Origin of the sequence: Rouxiella sp. WC2420, assembly GCF_041200025.1 — a bacterium.
In the GTDB taxonomy this organism is placed as follows: Bacteria; Pseudomonadota; Gammaproteobacteria; order Enterobacterales; family Enterobacteriaceae; genus Rouxiella.
In genome coordinates, this window is sequence record NZ_CP165628.1 from 3,090,033 (window position 1) to 3,106,974 (window position 16,942).

General features: G+C 53.3%; 7 protein-coding genes and 1 pseudogene. 6 read left to right on the top strand and 2 right to left on the bottom strand.

Annotation, left to right across the window (positions count from 1 at the left end):
• Positions 1-3: 3 nt before the first annotated feature.
• Complete coding sequence (locus tag AB3G37_RS14120) at positions 4-663, top strand: ribulose-phosphate 3-epimerase (RefSeq protein WP_369788188.1); 660 nt, start codon at positions 4-6, stop codon at positions 661-663.
• Positions 664-751: 88 nt separating this feature from the next.
• The gene (locus AB3G37_RS14125; RefSeq protein WP_369788189.1) at positions 752-1,417 is read left to right on the top strand and encodes a GntR family transcriptional regulator; all 666 of its coding nucleotides are present in this window, start codon (positions 752-754) and stop codon (positions 1,415-1,417) included.
• Positions 1,418-1,557: 140 nt separating this feature from the next.
• On the opposite strand, the gene AB3G37_RS14130 is transcribed toward AB3G37_RS14125, so the two are convergent.
• Complete coding sequence (locus AB3G37_RS14130) at positions 1,558-2,334, bottom strand: SDR family NAD(P)-dependent oxidoreductase (protein WP_369788190.1); 777 nt, start codon at positions 2,332-2,334, stop codon at positions 1,558-1,560.
• 183 nt (positions 2,335-2,517) lie between these two features.
• On the opposite strand from AB3G37_RS14130, the gene AB3G37_RS14135 reads away from it, so the two are divergent.
• A complete protein-coding gene (locus AB3G37_RS14135; RefSeq protein ID WP_369788191.1) occupies positions 2,518-3,429 on the top strand; it encodes a LysR substrate-binding domain-containing protein in 912 nt (303 codons plus the stop codon).
• 27 nt (positions 3,430-3,456) lie between these two features.
• On the opposite strand, the gene hxlB is transcribed toward AB3G37_RS14135, so the two are convergent.
• Complete coding sequence (hxlB, locus tag AB3G37_RS14140) at positions 3,457-4,017, bottom strand: 6-phospho-3-hexuloisomerase (RefSeq protein WP_369790962.1); 561 nt, start codon at positions 4,015-4,017, stop codon at positions 3,457-3,459.
• Positions 4,018-5,406: 1,389 nt separating this feature from the next.
• Here hxlB and AB3G37_RS14145 point away from each other — a divergent pair.
• The 3 genes and pseudogenes from AB3G37_RS14145 (at position 5,407) to AB3G37_RS14155 (ending at position 16,925) form a co-directional block, all read left to right on the top strand.
• Positions 5,407-10,047 (top strand): Ig-like domain-containing protein, encoded by a 4,641-nt coding sequence (locus tag AB3G37_RS14145; protein ID WP_369788192.1) that lies wholly within the window; start codon positions 5,407-5,409, stop codon positions 10,045-10,047.
• Between the two features lie 17 nt (positions 10,048-10,064).
• Positions 10,065-12,137, top strand: a pseudogene (locus tag AB3G37_RS14150) (Ig-like domain-containing protein); the annotation flags it as partial.
• A 75-nt stretch (positions 12,138-12,212) separates the two neighbouring features.
• Positions 12,213-16,925: an Ig-like domain-containing protein gene (locus AB3G37_RS14155; RefSeq protein WP_369790963.1), complete on the top strand. Its 4,713-nt coding sequence runs from the start codon at positions 12,213-12,215 to the stop codon at positions 16,923-16,925.
• Positions 16,926-16,942: the final 17 nt, after the last annotated feature.

Below are 16,942 nucleotides of genomic sequence, written 5' to 3' on the forward strand. Positions count from 1 at the left end.
CCCATGGCGCGTTTGTTATGCCCTTCTATATATAGTGTCGATTTCAATCACCTGCAGCAATCTATTCAAGCGCTGGATGCCGCTGACAGCGATATCTTTCACGTCGATATCATGGATGGCCATTTTGTCCAGAACATGGCGCTCAGCCCGCAAGATTTGCGCGTAGTGCGTGGTAACACGAAAAAGCGCGTGGATGTGCATCTGATGATTGAAAATCCGGGCCGCTATATCGACTTGTTTGTGGAGTGCGGAGCCGACATCCTCTATGTACACCCTGAATCTGAGGTACATATTGCCCGCACGCTGGATAACATTCGTGCTCATGGCAAGCAGGCCGGTATCGCAATAAATCCGGGTACTTCGGTGGCAAGCATTCAGGAACTGCTGCCGTTGGTGGATTACATCATGATTATGGGTGTCAATCCCGGCTTTGGCGGCCAGAAGTTTCTTGATTATATCGTGCCAAAAGTAGACCAACTGGCCGCACTGCGTGAGCGTTACGGCTTCCAGACACTGGTGGATGGCGGCATCAATTTTGATTCGCTGGACCGCCTCAGCCAGCTCGATGTTGATGGTTTTGTGGTGGGTCATGACTTGCTGCATCAGCAGCCGATCGGCAGTTACGGTGAGATTCTGAATCAGGTTCGGCGCATTACCGGTTAGTCACCAGAACGTTAGGCCGCTGCGGCGGCTTAACATCATCCCAATGCGCAGGTAAACTGTTCTTTTATCTCGACTCAGGGCAGAGCAGATGCTGAACACTCCCGTCACGGCAAAAATGCAAATTTATGAATGGCTAAAAGGCGAAGTTATTAGTAATCGTCTGCAGCCAGGCACCATCATCGATAAAAATGAGCTGAAAGAACATTTCAAGGTGTCGCTGACGCCGCTACGCGAAGCGCTGATTTTGTTGTCACATGATGGACTGCTGGAGTTCAATCCCAACCTCAATACCCGCGTAACGCTAATCGATATCAACATTGTGCGTGAAGCCGTGTTTATTCGTGCGGCGCTGGAGGGCAGCATTGCCGAAGCCCTGGCCGAGAGGGGCTTGACCCCAGAACAGCTGAAAGGGTTACAGGATATTTTGGCCGCGCACGAAGAGGCTCTCGGGCGCAAAGCAATTGCCGAAGTGTACCGGCTTGATTTTAGTTTCCACCAGCGGCTGAGTGAGCTGTCAGGATATCAGTCACTGTGGAAACACGTTGAGCAGTACCGTATTCACATTGATCGCATACTCAACTGCTCGCCAGATAATTTGCAGCTGATTCGTGCATCATTCAATGATCACAAGAAGATCGTCGAAGCCATTGAGCAGCAATCGGCTACAGTGGCGCGTAATCGCATGCGCAAACATGTGTCTCGTATCATGCAAGACATCGACAGCCTGCCAAGCGAGTACCTACTAACAAATTGAAATAGCGAGATTTAATGGTTTGTGACTGACTCGGGTTCAAGCATTACGCTGCGGTTATTGAACGATAAAATCCACACAATTGCGTGGATTTTTCATTTAACAGAGAATCGAAATTTATACGCTGTTCCAAGCCTTACAGGTCAGGCGTTTCGGCCTGCCATTACGCCACCGTCGATATCCCACACCGCTCCCGTTACCCAGCCGGCCTTGTCCGAAAGCAGGAAAGCCACGGTTTCAGCTACATCTTGCGCGGTGCCCACCCGGCCAATAGGATGGAAACTATCAAAACTGTTCATTACATCTTTGACATCATCTTTCGCAATAAACCCTTCATAAATTGGAGTATGCACCACCGCCGGTGAAACTGCATTAACACGAATGCCACTGCCACCCAGCTCAATTGCCAGGTTTTTAGTCAGCGCGTGTAAACCTGCTTTTGCCATTGAGTAGGCAGCAGACGGCGTTGCAGCAATGGCCTGCTGCGCCCACATTGAACCAATATTCACGATCGCGCCCTTGATGCCTGCCTGCACCATATTGCGCACCACGTCGCGGGTAATGAAAAATAAAGCACGGTTGATGTTCATATACATGTCGTAATCAGCGACTTCATTTTCTATAAAGGGTTTAGGGAAAAAGACTCCGGCGGCATTAACCAGCAAACTAATATCTTTATGCTCGGCGTTGATAGTATTCATCACCTGCTTCATGCCCTCTTCTGTCATCAGATCCGCCAAGATAACTGATACCAGCTCGCCTGCTGCCAAAGACTGCCGTGCCTGTTCAGCTTTGTCTTTTCGATTGCCAACCAGCACAACGCTGCCACCGTTTTCCAGCACTCGTCTTGCCGTTTCGTAGCCTATGCCACTGGTCCCGCCTACTACCAACAATTTTTTACCTGCAAATAACTTACTCATATTCAATCCTCAAAACCGATGATATTGGATTAGGAAACTGTCCGGGACAGCGTTCTCTTGTTGCTTAATCCTGACAGCTCGGCACGAGGCTGGCGAACGAGAAGAAATGACCCGCCAAGAAAGAAAATCTATTTCGCTTCGAAGATATGTGTGAGGATGAGGAAAAACAGAATCGGAGTGAAAATGCGTTCCCTTAACCGGCTTAAATGGTTACATGCTTTTGAAGCAACGGCCCGTCATGGCAGTTTTATCGGTGCGGCCGAAGAACTGGGCGTTACGCCAGCCGCCATTGGGCAACTGGTCAGAGCGCTTGAAGAATGGGTTGGGCATCCGCTGCTCCACAGAAAACGCTCCGGTAAAGAACGCCTGACGCTGGTGAGTGAAGCTCAGGAGGCATTGCAAGATATCAGTCAAGGGCTGGACAGCCTCGAAAAAGGACTCGGCAAACTGCGTGGCCGTCAATCCCGATCGGTAGTGGTAATTACCGCCTCTCAGGTGCTGGTGATGAACTGGCTAATGGAACGCCTCAATCTTTTTTCGACACTTCATGAAAATATTGATTTACGGCTGAATGTCACTGAAAAGCTGATGGATGTTTCCCACGGCGAGGCGGATATTGGCATCCGCTGCGGTAAAGGCGATTGGCCCGCGGTTAATAAAACCTGGCTGATGGATGAAGAGGCGGTGCTGGTTTGCAGTCCGCAACTTCTGCCCCCACCGCAGGCGTGTCAGGGTAAATGGCTGGCTGAGCAAAAACTTATTCATGACGATACGCCACATCCGGGCGCCAACTTCCCTTCCTGGAAAGAAGTGCTTGAAGCCACTGGTGCGCCGGAAGTTAATCAAAACGGTCTGCATATTAACTCTACTTCAGCAGTTATCCTCTCGGCCCTGAGCGGACGTGGGGTGGCGATAGTCAGAAAGGCGCTGGTAAACAGTTTGATTGAGACGGGGCAACTGAGGCAGCTGCTTCAGGACCAGCGTTGGCCACTGGCGTGGGCATACTATGTTGTGACACCCGAGCACATTGTCATGCGCCCTGAAGTTAAGCTGCTCCACGACTGGCTGGTCAATGACGTTTTTGTAGATCCATAGCCCGCTGAATGACTCCACCAGACTGATTTACTCCAAATCTGCATGTCTTCTGAACATGCTCTCGCTGGTTTCGCCAAGTTGGGTCATCAATTCCAGAATGATGGCGTCGTAGACGATAAAGCTCAGTTGCTCGAAAGCCGAACCCATCGGTTGAGAAAATGCCGCCGTTTCATCATCTATTTCGCCTTTGACTGTCCCCGGTAACACCAGAATACTTTTGGCGAATTGCCCAATCGTCGAGTCTTTTTTCATGGTAACCAGCGCAACGTCAACACCACTCTCATGCGCCCTTTGGGCCAGACTTTTCAGGCTGGACGTTTCCCCGCTTCCTGAGCCGATGATAACAAGATCTCCAGGCCGAGTATGGGGAGAAGAAATCTCACCCACCATGCTGACAGAAAACCCTAAATGCATTAACCGGTTGGCAAAACCACGAATGGCGATGCCGCTGCGCCCCGCCCCTTGCAGGAAAATATGCTTTGTACTTCTGATCAGCAAAATCAGTTGTTCCGCCTGGGTACTATCAATTTTTGACGTATTTTGCTCTAGTTCCCTCAAGATACTAAATGTATTTTCTCGAACGCCCATTTTTCCCTTCCCGTTACGCAATATTGCAATCACCATGCATTTTCTTCGTCCAGCCCTAAACAGATGTGAGCCTGAAGCCAGCATGAATAAATCCCGGAGGAGTACAGAGTTAATAGCCTGAAGAGTATATAGATCTGCGAGCGGTTCTGGGTAAATTTAAAAACACTCCCCAACTCGGCTGCTGTCACAAAAAATCAATAAATAAAATCCCACACATCTGCATTTTAAATAAAACCGTGACATTCATCACTGAATACCTATTTACCCAAAAATTCAATCTCTCCAGAAAATACTTCTTCTATCTCCTTAGTTCTTATAACAAAAGTTTTTTTCAATGCCACAAAGCGCTGAAGGCTCCAAGGTTTACCCACAAACTCATAAGCATTGAGAAGGAAAGCTTCTGAGAAATATTTGTGATATATAAACAAAATTTACACATTAATAAATGTAAATGAGAGCCAAAAAACTGAAACCTAACTGGCTTGTAGGACCTGTCATCTGAGTCAATAATCACGGTCATTTTTTATAGAAATCAAACTATCACTACGATGCATCAATTTTAATTCCATATAATTCATCATGTTAAGATTTCTTAAATTATTAAAAATACAAAATATTGTGGTTTTTTAAAGGATTTTTCCTATACCAGGGTGTACATAAAAGAAATTTAAAAAGCACGCTAATTTGTTTTTCCTATCAAAAAAACCAAAAAAAATGCCTTCACCTATTTTTCAAAATGTAAATTTTACGTTAGTCTTTTTTTCAAGGTGTGATTAATGAGTAAGGTTTGGGTTAATCCATAAACATGTTTAGAGGACTCTCCTGCCATTACATCAGAAAATCTAAAGATTTTTTTAAAAATTTATGCACCACAGCCGTGTTTTACCGAAGTCGAAAAGCTCAATAAAAAAATATAAACCCATCAAAAATATATGGGATTTTCGTCAGCCATGCGCTGGCATTTAATAGCAGTTATACCTTCACCGGGTCGTAAAAATATTCAGCCAAACCAGATAGGATTTCATTAGTTCATCACTAAAAATATCGATAAGTATATTGTGATCGGCTTCTCAAATTATTAAAAATTTCAACAGAAGCCAGCTCAGTATCACGCGATTTCGTGTGGAAATATCGGCATTTTTAATCACGCTTTTATCCGCGTAGAACTATTGATCTTAAAAGATATTACGCAAGTCATACCTGCCCCTGTTTCGTTTCCGGCTTTAACTGACTTAAAAGGCTCAATGCGATTTCATCATTTGCATCGATGAAGTCGATTCAGAGAAGGAGTGAATAATCTAAGGGATTAATCACTGTCAGAACCGGCATCTAGATCTAGGGATGCCGGGCGTTTTATCGATTTTCATAACTGCGCGGGATCACGATAACATGAACAATATTTCAGTAACCCCAAAGGGTGGGACAATTGCCTCTGAACTCAGCGGTAACCAGGTTAATCTGACTGCTCCAAGTGTTGTTAAACTCAATCTCAATCAATCAGATATTAAGTCTCTTACACGCAATGGTAATGATTTAGTTGTCACCACCAAATCTGGTGAAGTTCTTGTTATTCATGGTTTCTATGGCCCAAATGGTGATAGCGATCTGGTCCTGCAGGATAATCATGGTGCCCTGTGGTGGGTAGAGGATCCGGGCACAGAAGGTGTCCATTATGTCTCAATTGACAGCACAGATGCGCTATTGGCCGAAAGCGGTAACAGCGACGCGGTGAACACGGCAATTGGTATCGGTGCTACAGGCGCATTACTGGCAGGTTTAGCCGCACTGGTTGGCGGCGGCGGCGGTGGACACAGCGGCAGTAATGACAGTAACAATGGCGGCACCGATAACGGCGGCGGCAATAATGGTGGCAACAATGGCGGTGGTAATAACGGCGGTAACAACGGTGGTGGAGACACCACGCCACCGAGCGCAGTCACTAATCTGGTCATCACCGACAATGTCGGCGCGGTGCAGGGAGCCATTACCAATGGCACCAACACCGACGACAACACCCCAACTTTAAGCGGAACTGCCGAGGCTGGCAGCACGGTTAATGTCTACGATGGCACGACGCTGCTCGGAACAGCAACAGTAGGTGCCGATGGTAGCTGGAGCTTTACGACTCCTGCTCTTGGCGATGGTCAGCACAGCCTGACAGTGACAGTCACTGATGCAGCAGGTAACACCAGTGCAGCGACTGATCCTATTACCTTCACCGTAGATACTGTAGCCCCGGAAGCAGCAGGCAATATTACCCTCACCAACGATGACGGCGCTACAACTGTACCTGTTGGCCAAAACGGTTCCACCAACGACAGCACGCCTGTTTTGAGTGGTACCGCTGAACCTGGTAGCACCGTCACCATTTCTGATGGGGGTACTGTGCTGGGTACTACAACAACCGGCTCTGACGGCACCTGGACTTACACCACACCTCCACTGGGGGACGGCGGCCACAGCATCACCACTACCGTTACCGATCCGGCAGGCAATACCAGCCCGCCTTCCGACCCGATTACCTTTACTGTCGATACCGTTCCACCGGCTGCAGCAACCGGCCTGGTAGTCACTGATGACGTGGGTGCAGTGCAAGGTCCACTGACCTCCGGAGCTACTACCGATGACAACACGCCAACGCTGAGTGGACAAGCAGAAGCCGGTACCACGGTGAGTATTTACGACGGTACCACTCTGTTGGGTACTGCCACCGTCGGTAGCGACGGCAACTGGAGCTTTACAACGCCAGAATTGAGCAATGGCGCGCACAGCCTGACAGTCACAGTAACCGATGCTGCCGGTAACGTCAGCCCGGCCACCTCGGCCTTTGATGTTACCGTTGACGCGGGCCTGCCTCCGGCAACCAGCTCTCTGGAAGTCTTTGACGATACTGGCGCCACGCTGGTGCAGTTGGCCGATGGTGCAAGCACCCATGACAATACTCCGACACTGATCGGTCTGGCCGGTGCCAACAACACTATTATGCTGTACTACGGTGACGTCTTGTTAGGCACCGCGACGGCAAATGCCAGCGGCCAATGGTCGTTTGATGCTTCCACCCTGCCAGACGGCACCTATGTTTTCCATGCTGTCGCAACAGATGCAGCGGGTAACACTGCCGATTCAGGTAATGTCACTATTATCATTGATACTGTTGCGCCTGATGCTGCAGGCGATCTGCAACTGATCAACAACGAAGGCGACACGCCAGTGCCAGTCACTTCTGGCGGCGCAACCAATGACTCCACGCCGGTGCTGACCGGCACTGCCGAGCCAGGTAGCACAGTCACCGTTTCTGACGGCACTACCGTGTTGGGCACGGTGACAACAGGCAGCGACGGAAGTTGGAGCTTTACCAGCCCAACCCTTAACGATGGTGATCACAGCATCACTACGACCGTCACTGATGCCGCAGGAAATACCAGTCCGGCCTCCGATCCAATTACCTTTACCGTGGATACTGTTGCCCCGGCTGCCGTTAGCGGACTGGTAGTCTCCGATGATGTCGGCGATACCCAGGGACCTCTGACCTCCGGTGCCACTACCGATGACAACACGCCAACGCTGAGCGGGCAAGCCGAAGCGGGCACCACTGTCAGCATTTACGACGGTACTACCCTGCTGGGTACAACGACTGTGGGTAGCGATGGCAACTGGAGCTACACTCCGCCAGCATTGAGCAATGGTGACCACAGTTTGACCACCACGGTGACCGATGCCGCGGGTAATGTCAGTCCGGCATCACCAGCTTTCGACTTGAGTGTTGAAGCAGGCCTGCCTCCAGCAACCAGTTCCATTGAAGTGTTTGACGATACCGGCAGCACCTTGGTTCAACTGGCCGATGGTGCCAGTACCCATGATAATACCCCGACTCTGACCGGCGTCGCCGGTGCCAATGACATCATCACTATTTACAATGGCACCGAGGCGTTAGGCATGGCGACTGCGGATGCCAACGGTCAATGGTCGTTTGACACCTCCGCATTGGCCGACGGCACCTATGTGTTCCACGCTGTCGCAACCGATGCAACCGGTAACTCTGCCGATTCTGGCAATATCACCATCATCATCGACACTGTCGCGCCCGATGCGGCTGGCAATTTGCAACTGACCAATGACGAGGGCGCAACGCCGGTAGTGGTAGCGACAGATGGCGCAACCAACGACAACACGCCAGTATTGACCGGCACCGCAGAACCTGGCACCACGGTCACCATTTCTGATGGCACCACCGTGCTGGGTACTACAACAGTGGATAGCGATGGCAACTGGAGCTACACCACGCCGACTCTGGACGACGGCGATCACAGTATCACCACTACCGTCACCGATGCCGCTGGCAACACCAGTCCGGCCTCTGACCCGATTACCTTTAGCGTAGATACCGTTGCACCGGCTGCCGTAACCGGTCTGGTTGTTTCTGATGACGTCGGCGATTCCCAAGGGCCACTGACGTCCGGAGCCACCACCGATGACAGCACGCCGACTCTGAGCGGGCAAGCCGAAGCGGGCACTACCGTCAGCGTTTATGACGGCACGACCCTGCTGGGTACGGTAACTGCAGGCACTGATGGCAGCTGGAGCTACACTCCGCCAGCATTAAGCAACGGCGATCATAGCCTGACTACCACAGTGACCGATGCAGCAGGCAACGTCAGCCCGGCATCTCCAGCCTTTGATCTCACCGTGGATGCAGGTCTGCCACCAGCGACCAGTTCGATTGAAGTGTTTGATGATACCGGCAGCACGCTGGTGCAGCTTGCCGATGGTGCCAACACTCATGATAACACCCCAACGCTGACGGGCCTGGCGGGTGCCAACAATACAATCACCCTGTATAACGGCGATGTCGAACTTGGGACCACCACGGCAGATGGCACCGGCCAATGGACGTTTGATACTTCCGCCCTGCCAGACGGCACCTATATTTTCCACGCTATCGCGACCGATGCTACGGGTAACACTGCGGATTCAGGCAATGTCACTATCACCATTGATACCATAGCCCCTGCCGCAGCAGATGATTTGCAACTGACCAATGACGAGGGCGCAACCCCGGTAGTCGTGGACGCTGATGGTGCCACCAATGACAGCACGCCAGTTTTCAGCGGTACCGCAGAACCGGGCAGCACAGTCACCGTTTCTGATGGCGACACAATACTGGGCACGGCTACGGTGGGCACCGACGGTACCTGGAGCTTCACTACGCCAACCCTGACCGACGGCGATCATAGCCTGACAACGACTGTGACCGATGCTGCCGGCAATATCAGCCCGGCTTCGGACCCTCTCACCTTTACTGTCGATACCCAGGCTCCGGCTTCCGCGACAGGCCTACAACTCAGCAACGACGAGAGCGGTACGCTGGTTCCGATTAGCAATGATGCGACCAACGACACCACACCAGTGTTGACCGGTACCGCAGAAGCGGGCAGCACGGTCACCGTTTCTGATGGCGGCATCGTGCTGGGTACCGCAACGGCTGGCAGCGATGGCACCTGGTCATTTACGCCAACCGATCCTCTCACTGAAGGTTCGCACAGCTTCACCACTACAGTGACCGATGCAGCGGGTAACGTCAGTGATCCTTCTGCACCATTTGATTTCACCGTTGATACCACGCCTCCTGCCATTGCCAGTGATGTGGTACTCAGCAACAACGATGGCAGCACCCCGGTAGTCATTGCCGACGGTGGCCTGACCAACGACTCGACTCCATTAGTAACCGGGACGGCAGAACCTGGCAGCACAGTGACCATTTCCGATGGCACTACCGTGCTGGGCTCTGTATCAGTAGACAGCACGGGCAACTGGAGCTTCACCTCGCCAACGCTGGCCGAAGGTGACCATAGCCTGACCACCACGGTGACTGACCCTGCTGGCAATATCAGCGATCCGTCTGCCGCCATTACCTTTACTGTCGATATTACTGCGCCATCGGCCGCCAATCAGCTGGTTCTCAGCAATGATGAAAGCGGCACCGCCGTTCCGATTACAACGGCACCACCAATGACACTACGCCGGTATTAAGCGGTACCGCCGAGCCTGGCTCAACGGTTAATGTCTCGGATAACGGCACATTGCTGGGGACAGCAACGGTTGACACTGACGGCAACTGGTCATTCACTCCTACCACGCCGCTGGATGAAGGCGATCACAGCCTGACGACCACGGTGACCGATGCGGCGGGTAATACTGGTCCAGCCTCGCCTGCGGTTGATTTCACCATTGATACCACGGCTCCGGCAGAAGCTACCGACGTGCAACTCAGCAATAACGAAAGCAGCACGCTGGTGCCAATTGCCGAAGGCAGCTTCACGAACGATGCTACGCCAGTGCTTACGGGCGGAGCAAACAGTGCCGAAGCGGGCAGTACGGTCACCATATTGGACGGCACCGCCGTTCTGGGTACCGTAACGGCAGGCGCTGACGGCAGCTGGAGCTTTACTACACCTGTTCTGGGAACCGGCGATCACAGTATCTCTGTGACCGTTACTGACCCGGCCGGCAATACCAGTGCAGCCACCGCGCCGATTACGTTTACCGTGGATACCACCGCACCGGACGCAGCGCTGGGTCTGCAGCTCAACAATGATACCAGCGGTACTCCGGTTCCGATTGCCGATGGCGGCACGACTAACGATACCACCCCGGTATTGAGCGGGACTGCCGAGGCAAACAGCACGATCACTATTTCAGATGGTGACACCGTGCTGGGCACCACCACCACTGATGCCACCGGTGCCTGGAGTTATACGCCAACGCTGAATGATGGCGATCATAGTCTGACGGTAACCGTGACAGATGCTGCAGGTAATATCAGCGAAGCCAGTACGCCGGTCACCGTGACTGTGGATACCGTGGCACCGACAGTCGCTGACCTTGCGTTGAGCAATGATTCAGGCACAACACCGGTTGCTATTCCCGATGGCGGCCTGACCAACGACAACACACCGGTTCTCACCGGCACCGCTGAAGTGGGCAGCACAGTAACCATTTCTGACGGCGCTACGGTTCTCGGCACCTTGGTCGTTGATTCGACAGGCACCTGGAGCTATCCGGTAACCGCTGCTCTAACCGATGGCACTCACACGCTGAGTGTTACCGCTACGGATGCTGCCGGTAATGTGAGCTCTCCGGCGACTATCAGTCTGGATGTGGACGCAACACCTCCGGCCGCGGCAACGGATCTGATCCTCAGCACTGACAACGGCACTGCGCCAGTCACCAATACCGAAGGTACCTTTACCAGCGACAGTACGCCGCTGCTTTCAGGTACAGCAACGGCCGGTGACGTGATCAACGTGTTTAATGGTACAGACTTGATTGGCTCGACGACTGTTGACAGCAATGGGCAATGGACGATTACCTTACCGCAATTGGATGATGCGAGTTACACGCTGTCTGTGCAGGTGGGTGATGCTGCGGGCAACCTCAGCACGCCGACAGATATCAGCTTCACGGTTGACACCAGTGCGCCTGCCGAAGCAACCATTGAGGCTTTCAATAACAACGGTACAACCGATGTCGGCATTCCAAACGATGGCATCACCAATGACAACACACCGCTGCTAAGCGGGACTGCCGAGGCGGGCAGTCTGGTAACTATTTATGATGCCAACCAGCAGGTTATCGGCACTACCATTACCAGCGATACTGGAACCTGGAGCTTCCAGTCACCTACCTTGTCTGATGGCACTCACACACTGACCGCAACGGTCACTGATGAAATTGGTAACGTCAGCACGGGAACCGACTTCACGATTACCGTAGATGCTACGGCGCCTGAACCGGTGAGTAATCTGCTGCTGCAAAACGATAATGGTGCCGCGCCGGTAGATATTCCAAACGGCGGCTCGACCAACGACGGTACGCCAGTGCTCAGCGGTACCGCAGAAGCGGGCAGTCTGGTGACAATTCTCAACGCCGACAATGGCTCGGTAATAGGCACAGTAACCGCTGACGCGACCACTGGGGCATGGAGCTTTGCCGCCACAAGTGATCTGCCGGAAGGGACCTATAACGTAGGAATTACGGTTACAGATGAAGCAGGTAATGTCAGTGCAACCACTAACTATAGCTTCACGGTTGACCTTACACCGCCTGCCGAGGTTGCCACCTTCGCCATCTACAACAACGAAGGTTCAAGCCCGGTCCTGATCCCTAACCCTGGTTCCACCAATGACGATACGCCAGTGTTGCGCGGTACGGCGACGCCAGGCACCACCATCAATATCTATCAGGATAACGTGCTGGTTGGCACGGCTGAAGTTGCTGATAACGGCGTATGGCGTTATGAAACCAACACCTTGCCGGATGCAACTTATAGCTATACCGTCTCGGTGGTCGATGCAGCAGGAAACGAAAGTGCCCTGTCAGCGCCGTATGCCGTCACTATCGACACCGTGGTTCCTGAACCCGTTGGGTCACTGGAGGTCACTGATAACGTTGGCGACTCTCAAGGTCTTCTGACCTCGGGCGAGCTCACCGACGACAATACTCCGACCTTCTCGGGCACGGCGGAAACAGGGACGACCGTCAGTCTTTATGAAGGCACGACCCTGTTGGGCACTGCGACCATCACTGCGGGCAATGCGTGGACAATCACCCCGTCTGCCCTGGGTAACGGCACGCATGATTTCAGTATTGTTGTGACCGATGCTGCAGGTAATGTCAGTACATCGACAGATTTCAGCCTGAATATCGAAGCAGGCTTACCGCCAGCCACCACCACGCTTGAAGTCTTTGATGACAACGGGCCGATGCTGGTGCAACTGGCCGACAATGCCAGCACCAATGACAACACGCCAGTACTTAGCGGCCTGTCTACTGCGGGTGACATCATTACCATTTATGATGGCGTCGGCAACCAGATCGGCACGACTACCGTTGGCGCGGACAATCAATGGAGCTTTACCCCATCGACAGGATTGGCCGATGGCTCCCACGGCTTCTTTGTCACCATTACCGATGGCACAGGAAACGTCACCACCTCTGACACCATCAATATCATTATTGATACAGTGGCACCTGATGCAGCAACCGGCATTGCAGCCAGCAATGACAACGGAGCCGCGCCTGTTGCGATACCTGACGGTGGCGAAACCAACGACAATACACCGTTGTTGACCGGCACAGCCGAGGCTAACGGTATAGTGACCATTTATGATGGCGACACTGCCATTGGGACGACCACGGCGAGCGCGACTGGAGCCTGGAGTTTCGACACTCCAACGCTGACTAACGGGTCTCATACCTTCAGTGTCACCGTGACCGACGCGGCGGGTAACATCAGCGATCGCTCCACTGCAGTTACGCTTACTGTCGATACTCATGCGCCGGTAGCGGCAACGCTGGTGGTTACCGACGATGTCACCGACACCGTGGTGCCAAATCAGGGCACGACCAATGATGCGACACCAACCCTCAGCGGTACTGCCGAAGCCGGTTCTACCGTAACCATCTATGATGGCGCTACGGCAATTGGAACTGCTATTGCCACCGGCGGAAACTGGACCTTTACCACCGCAGATCTCACTGACGGTAGCCATACCTTTACCGTGACCTCAACGGATGCAGCGGGCAACGTCAGCGTGGCTTCTCCTGCGACTACTGTCGTAATTGATACCATTGCCCCTGATGCAGTCACAGTTGCCGCCAGTAACAACAACGGCACTGCGGCTATCCCGATTCCTCAAGATGGCAGCACCAACGATAATACTCCGGCGCTTACCGGTACCGCCGAAGCAGGCAGTCTGATTACCATTTCAGAAGGCACAAACGTGCTGGGTACCGTAACGGCAAACTCTGCGGGGTCATGGAGCTTTATCTCGTCAACGCTGGCCGATGGCGCTCATACTTTGAGTGTGACAGCCACTGATGCGGCGGGGAACGTAAGCACGCCATCAACCGTAACATTCACTGTGATCACCACCGGCCCGGCACCGATTACCGACCTGACTGTAACGGATAATGTCGGGACCATCACTGGTGCATTGGTCAGCGGTGCGACAACCGATGACACTACGCCAACGTTGGCCGGTACGGCGACCGCAGCGGGCGACATCGTGACGGTCTATGACGGTACCACAGTGCTGGGGACAGTCACTGCGGGAACTGGCGGAGCCTGGACCTTTACTACGGCGGCGCTGGCTAACGGCCTCCATCCGTTGAGCGTCACAGTAACCGACCCGGCAGGCAACACCAGTGCAGCGACCAATTTCCCAATCACGGTCGACACTGTTGCACCAACGGCGTCAACGCTGGTGATAACCAACGATGTTACCAATACGGTAGTGCCAAACGGAGGCTCGACCAACGACACTACGCCAACCCTGAGCGGTGTCGCAGAAGGAGGCAGCACGGTCAAAGTTTATGACAATGGTGTGCTGCTGGGGACAACTACCGCAGCAACAAACGGTGCCTGGAGCTTCACCACGGGCGTGCTGGCGACTGGCAGCCATCCGCTGACAGTAACAGCTACCGACGCCGCAGGTAACGTCGGTGCGGCTACCGCTGCAACGGTGGTTATCGACACCACGGCACCGGCCCCAGTGACTCTGACTGCCAGCAACAATGACGGTAGTACTCCGGTGGCGATTGCCAATAACGGCATCACCAACGACAGTACTCCAGCATTGAGCGGCACGGCCGAGGCAGGAAGCCTGGTAACCATTTCCGAAGGCACTACGGTGCTTGGTACGGTAACGGCAGGTACGAATGGAGCCTGGAGTTTCACCACTGCCACGCTTGCCAACGGAGCTCATACCTTCAGTGCCACCGCGACGGATGCAGCGGGTAACGTCAGTACGGCAACAACCCTGACGCTGACCGTTGATACCGTGGCCCCGGCGGCAATTACCAACCTGACAGTGACCGATAACGTAGGCACCATCACCGGTACGCTGGCAAACGGAGCCAGAACCGATGACAACACGCCAACGCTTGCAGGCACCACTGAAGCCAACGCTATCGTTTCGATTTATGACGGTACGACCTTACTTGGCACCACTACGGCCAGCAATACCGGAGCATGGAGCTACACGACTGTCGCGCTGAGCGATGGTGCTCATCCTCTCACCGTGACAGCAACAGATGCAGCGGGCAACACCGGCCCGGCATCGACGGCGGTCTCCATTACGGTGGATACCGTAGCTCCGGCTGCTGCAACCGACCTGACAGTGAATGCGGCAGGAACCACGCTAACGGGTGAAGGTGAAGCCAACGCGACAGTCACCGTTAAGGACGCGGATGGTAACACCATTGGCACCGGCACTGTGACTGCCAACGGCAGCTTCTCGGTCACTCTCAGCAGCGCGCAAACCACTGGCGCAACGCTGACGGTGACTCAGACTGACGTTGCAGGCAACGTTTCACCGACGGCAACCACAACTGGTGCGATAAGCATCGTGGCGGCCAACGACACCAATATAGTGGATTACACCAGCACCGAAGGGTCTATTACCAACCCAACGACCAGCGTTACGCACACCGCATTGCTTAATATCGGGCTGGGCGGCCTGCTGAGTGCCAGCGTGTTGTCGAACGGTAACTCCTATCAGTTCAGCGTAGGTGCCGATGATACCCGTACGGTCACGCTTCACGGCTCAGTCGGCGGGATAAGCCTGCTTGCCGACTACTCGCTGTACCTGTATGAGCAGCAGACAAATGGTTCCTGGGCATTGGTAAGCGTTACCTCAAACTACCTGTCAACCGGGCTTATCTCCCTGGGGACACAAACAGGCGGCAACGTTACCTATTCCAACCTCGGAACCGGCAACTACGCGGTAGTTTTAGGCGCGGCGCTTAATGTGACGTTATTGCCGGTGACCACCATCACCACAGTTTCGGACATTACCTCGCTGGCAGTCACTGTGGCAGCTACCGTCACCGGTAACCTGCTGGAAAACGATACCAGCTCCGTGGCTGGGACTATTCCGGCGGGCACTGCGGTCACAGAGGTCGGAACCAGCGCAGTTGCGGCGAGCGGCAACACGGTGATCAACTCCTCTTACGGGACATTGACCATCAACTCGCACGGTGACTATACCTATACGCTGAAAGCCGGTCTGGACATCGATACCTTGCCTACGACCGACACCTTCACGTATTCGGTCAAGGATGCCAGCGGTATCGTGACTACGGCCACCCTGACGCTTGAACTGCATGATGGTGCTTCAACAACGTTGACCACTAACAGTCTACTGGTTGAATCAGCCAGCACGACTGAGAGTGATGCCAGCGGCAGCATCTACGGTGATAGCACCACTACCCATACCGGAACCTTAAGCATCATTAATGAACACGGCGATTCCACCACCGTGAGCAGTACGGGTACAACTGAGGTAACTGGTGATTATGGTGTGCTGAGTATCGCCGCAAACGGTAGCTATACCTATGCACTGAGTGCCGATGTCAATGCGCAGGACATCACGCACAAAGAGGTATTCAGTTACTCACTGGCGGCCACTGACGGCACCCTCACGACTAACTCGTTTACCATTGACCTGCACCCAACCATCACAGGCACCACGGGAGCCGACACCATTACCGGCAGCGCCTACGACGACACCATTACTGCCGGTGCCGGAGCAGATACGCTGGTTTATCACCTGTTGGCTACCGCAGACGCCACGGGGGGTAATGGTCATGATACCTGGACAGACTTTAGTGTCTCCGAGGGTGACAAGATAGACGTCAGCAACCTGCTTATCGGTTGGAATGATTCCACAAGTAATGTTAATGATTTTGTGAAAGTAGACCATACTTCTGATGGCAACACCGTGCTTTCGATTGACCGTGACGGTACTGGTACGGCATACAGCACGACTCCGCTGGTGACGTTGGAAGGTGTAAACGCATCACTTGAGGAACTGCTGCAACAGCCGCACCAGAACACTACAGCGTAAAGGTTGTTACACAACGC

Coding starts and splice junctions, on each gene's coding strand:
- AB3G37_RS14120 (WP_369788188.1), top strand. CDS start 4: ATGGCGCGTTTGTTATGCCCTTCTATATATAGTGTCGATTTCAATCAC.
- AB3G37_RS14125 (WP_369788189.1), top strand. CDS start 752: ATGCTGAACACTCCCGTCACGGCAAAAATGCAAATTTATGAATGGCTA.
- AB3G37_RS14130 (WP_369788190.1), bottom strand. CDS start 2,334: ATGAGTAAGTTATTTGCAGGTAAAAAATTGTTGGTAGTAGGCGGGACC.
- AB3G37_RS14135 (WP_369788191.1), top strand. CDS start 2,518: ATGCGTTCCCTTAACCGGCTTAAATGGTTACATGCTTTTGAAGCAACG.
- hxlB (WP_369790962.1), bottom strand. CDS start 4,017: ATGGGCGTTCGAGAAAATACATTTAGTATCTTGAGGGAACTAGAGCAA.
- AB3G37_RS14145 (WP_369788192.1), top strand. CDS start 5,407: ATGAACAATATTTCAGTAACCCCAAAGGGTGGGACAATTGCCTCTGAA.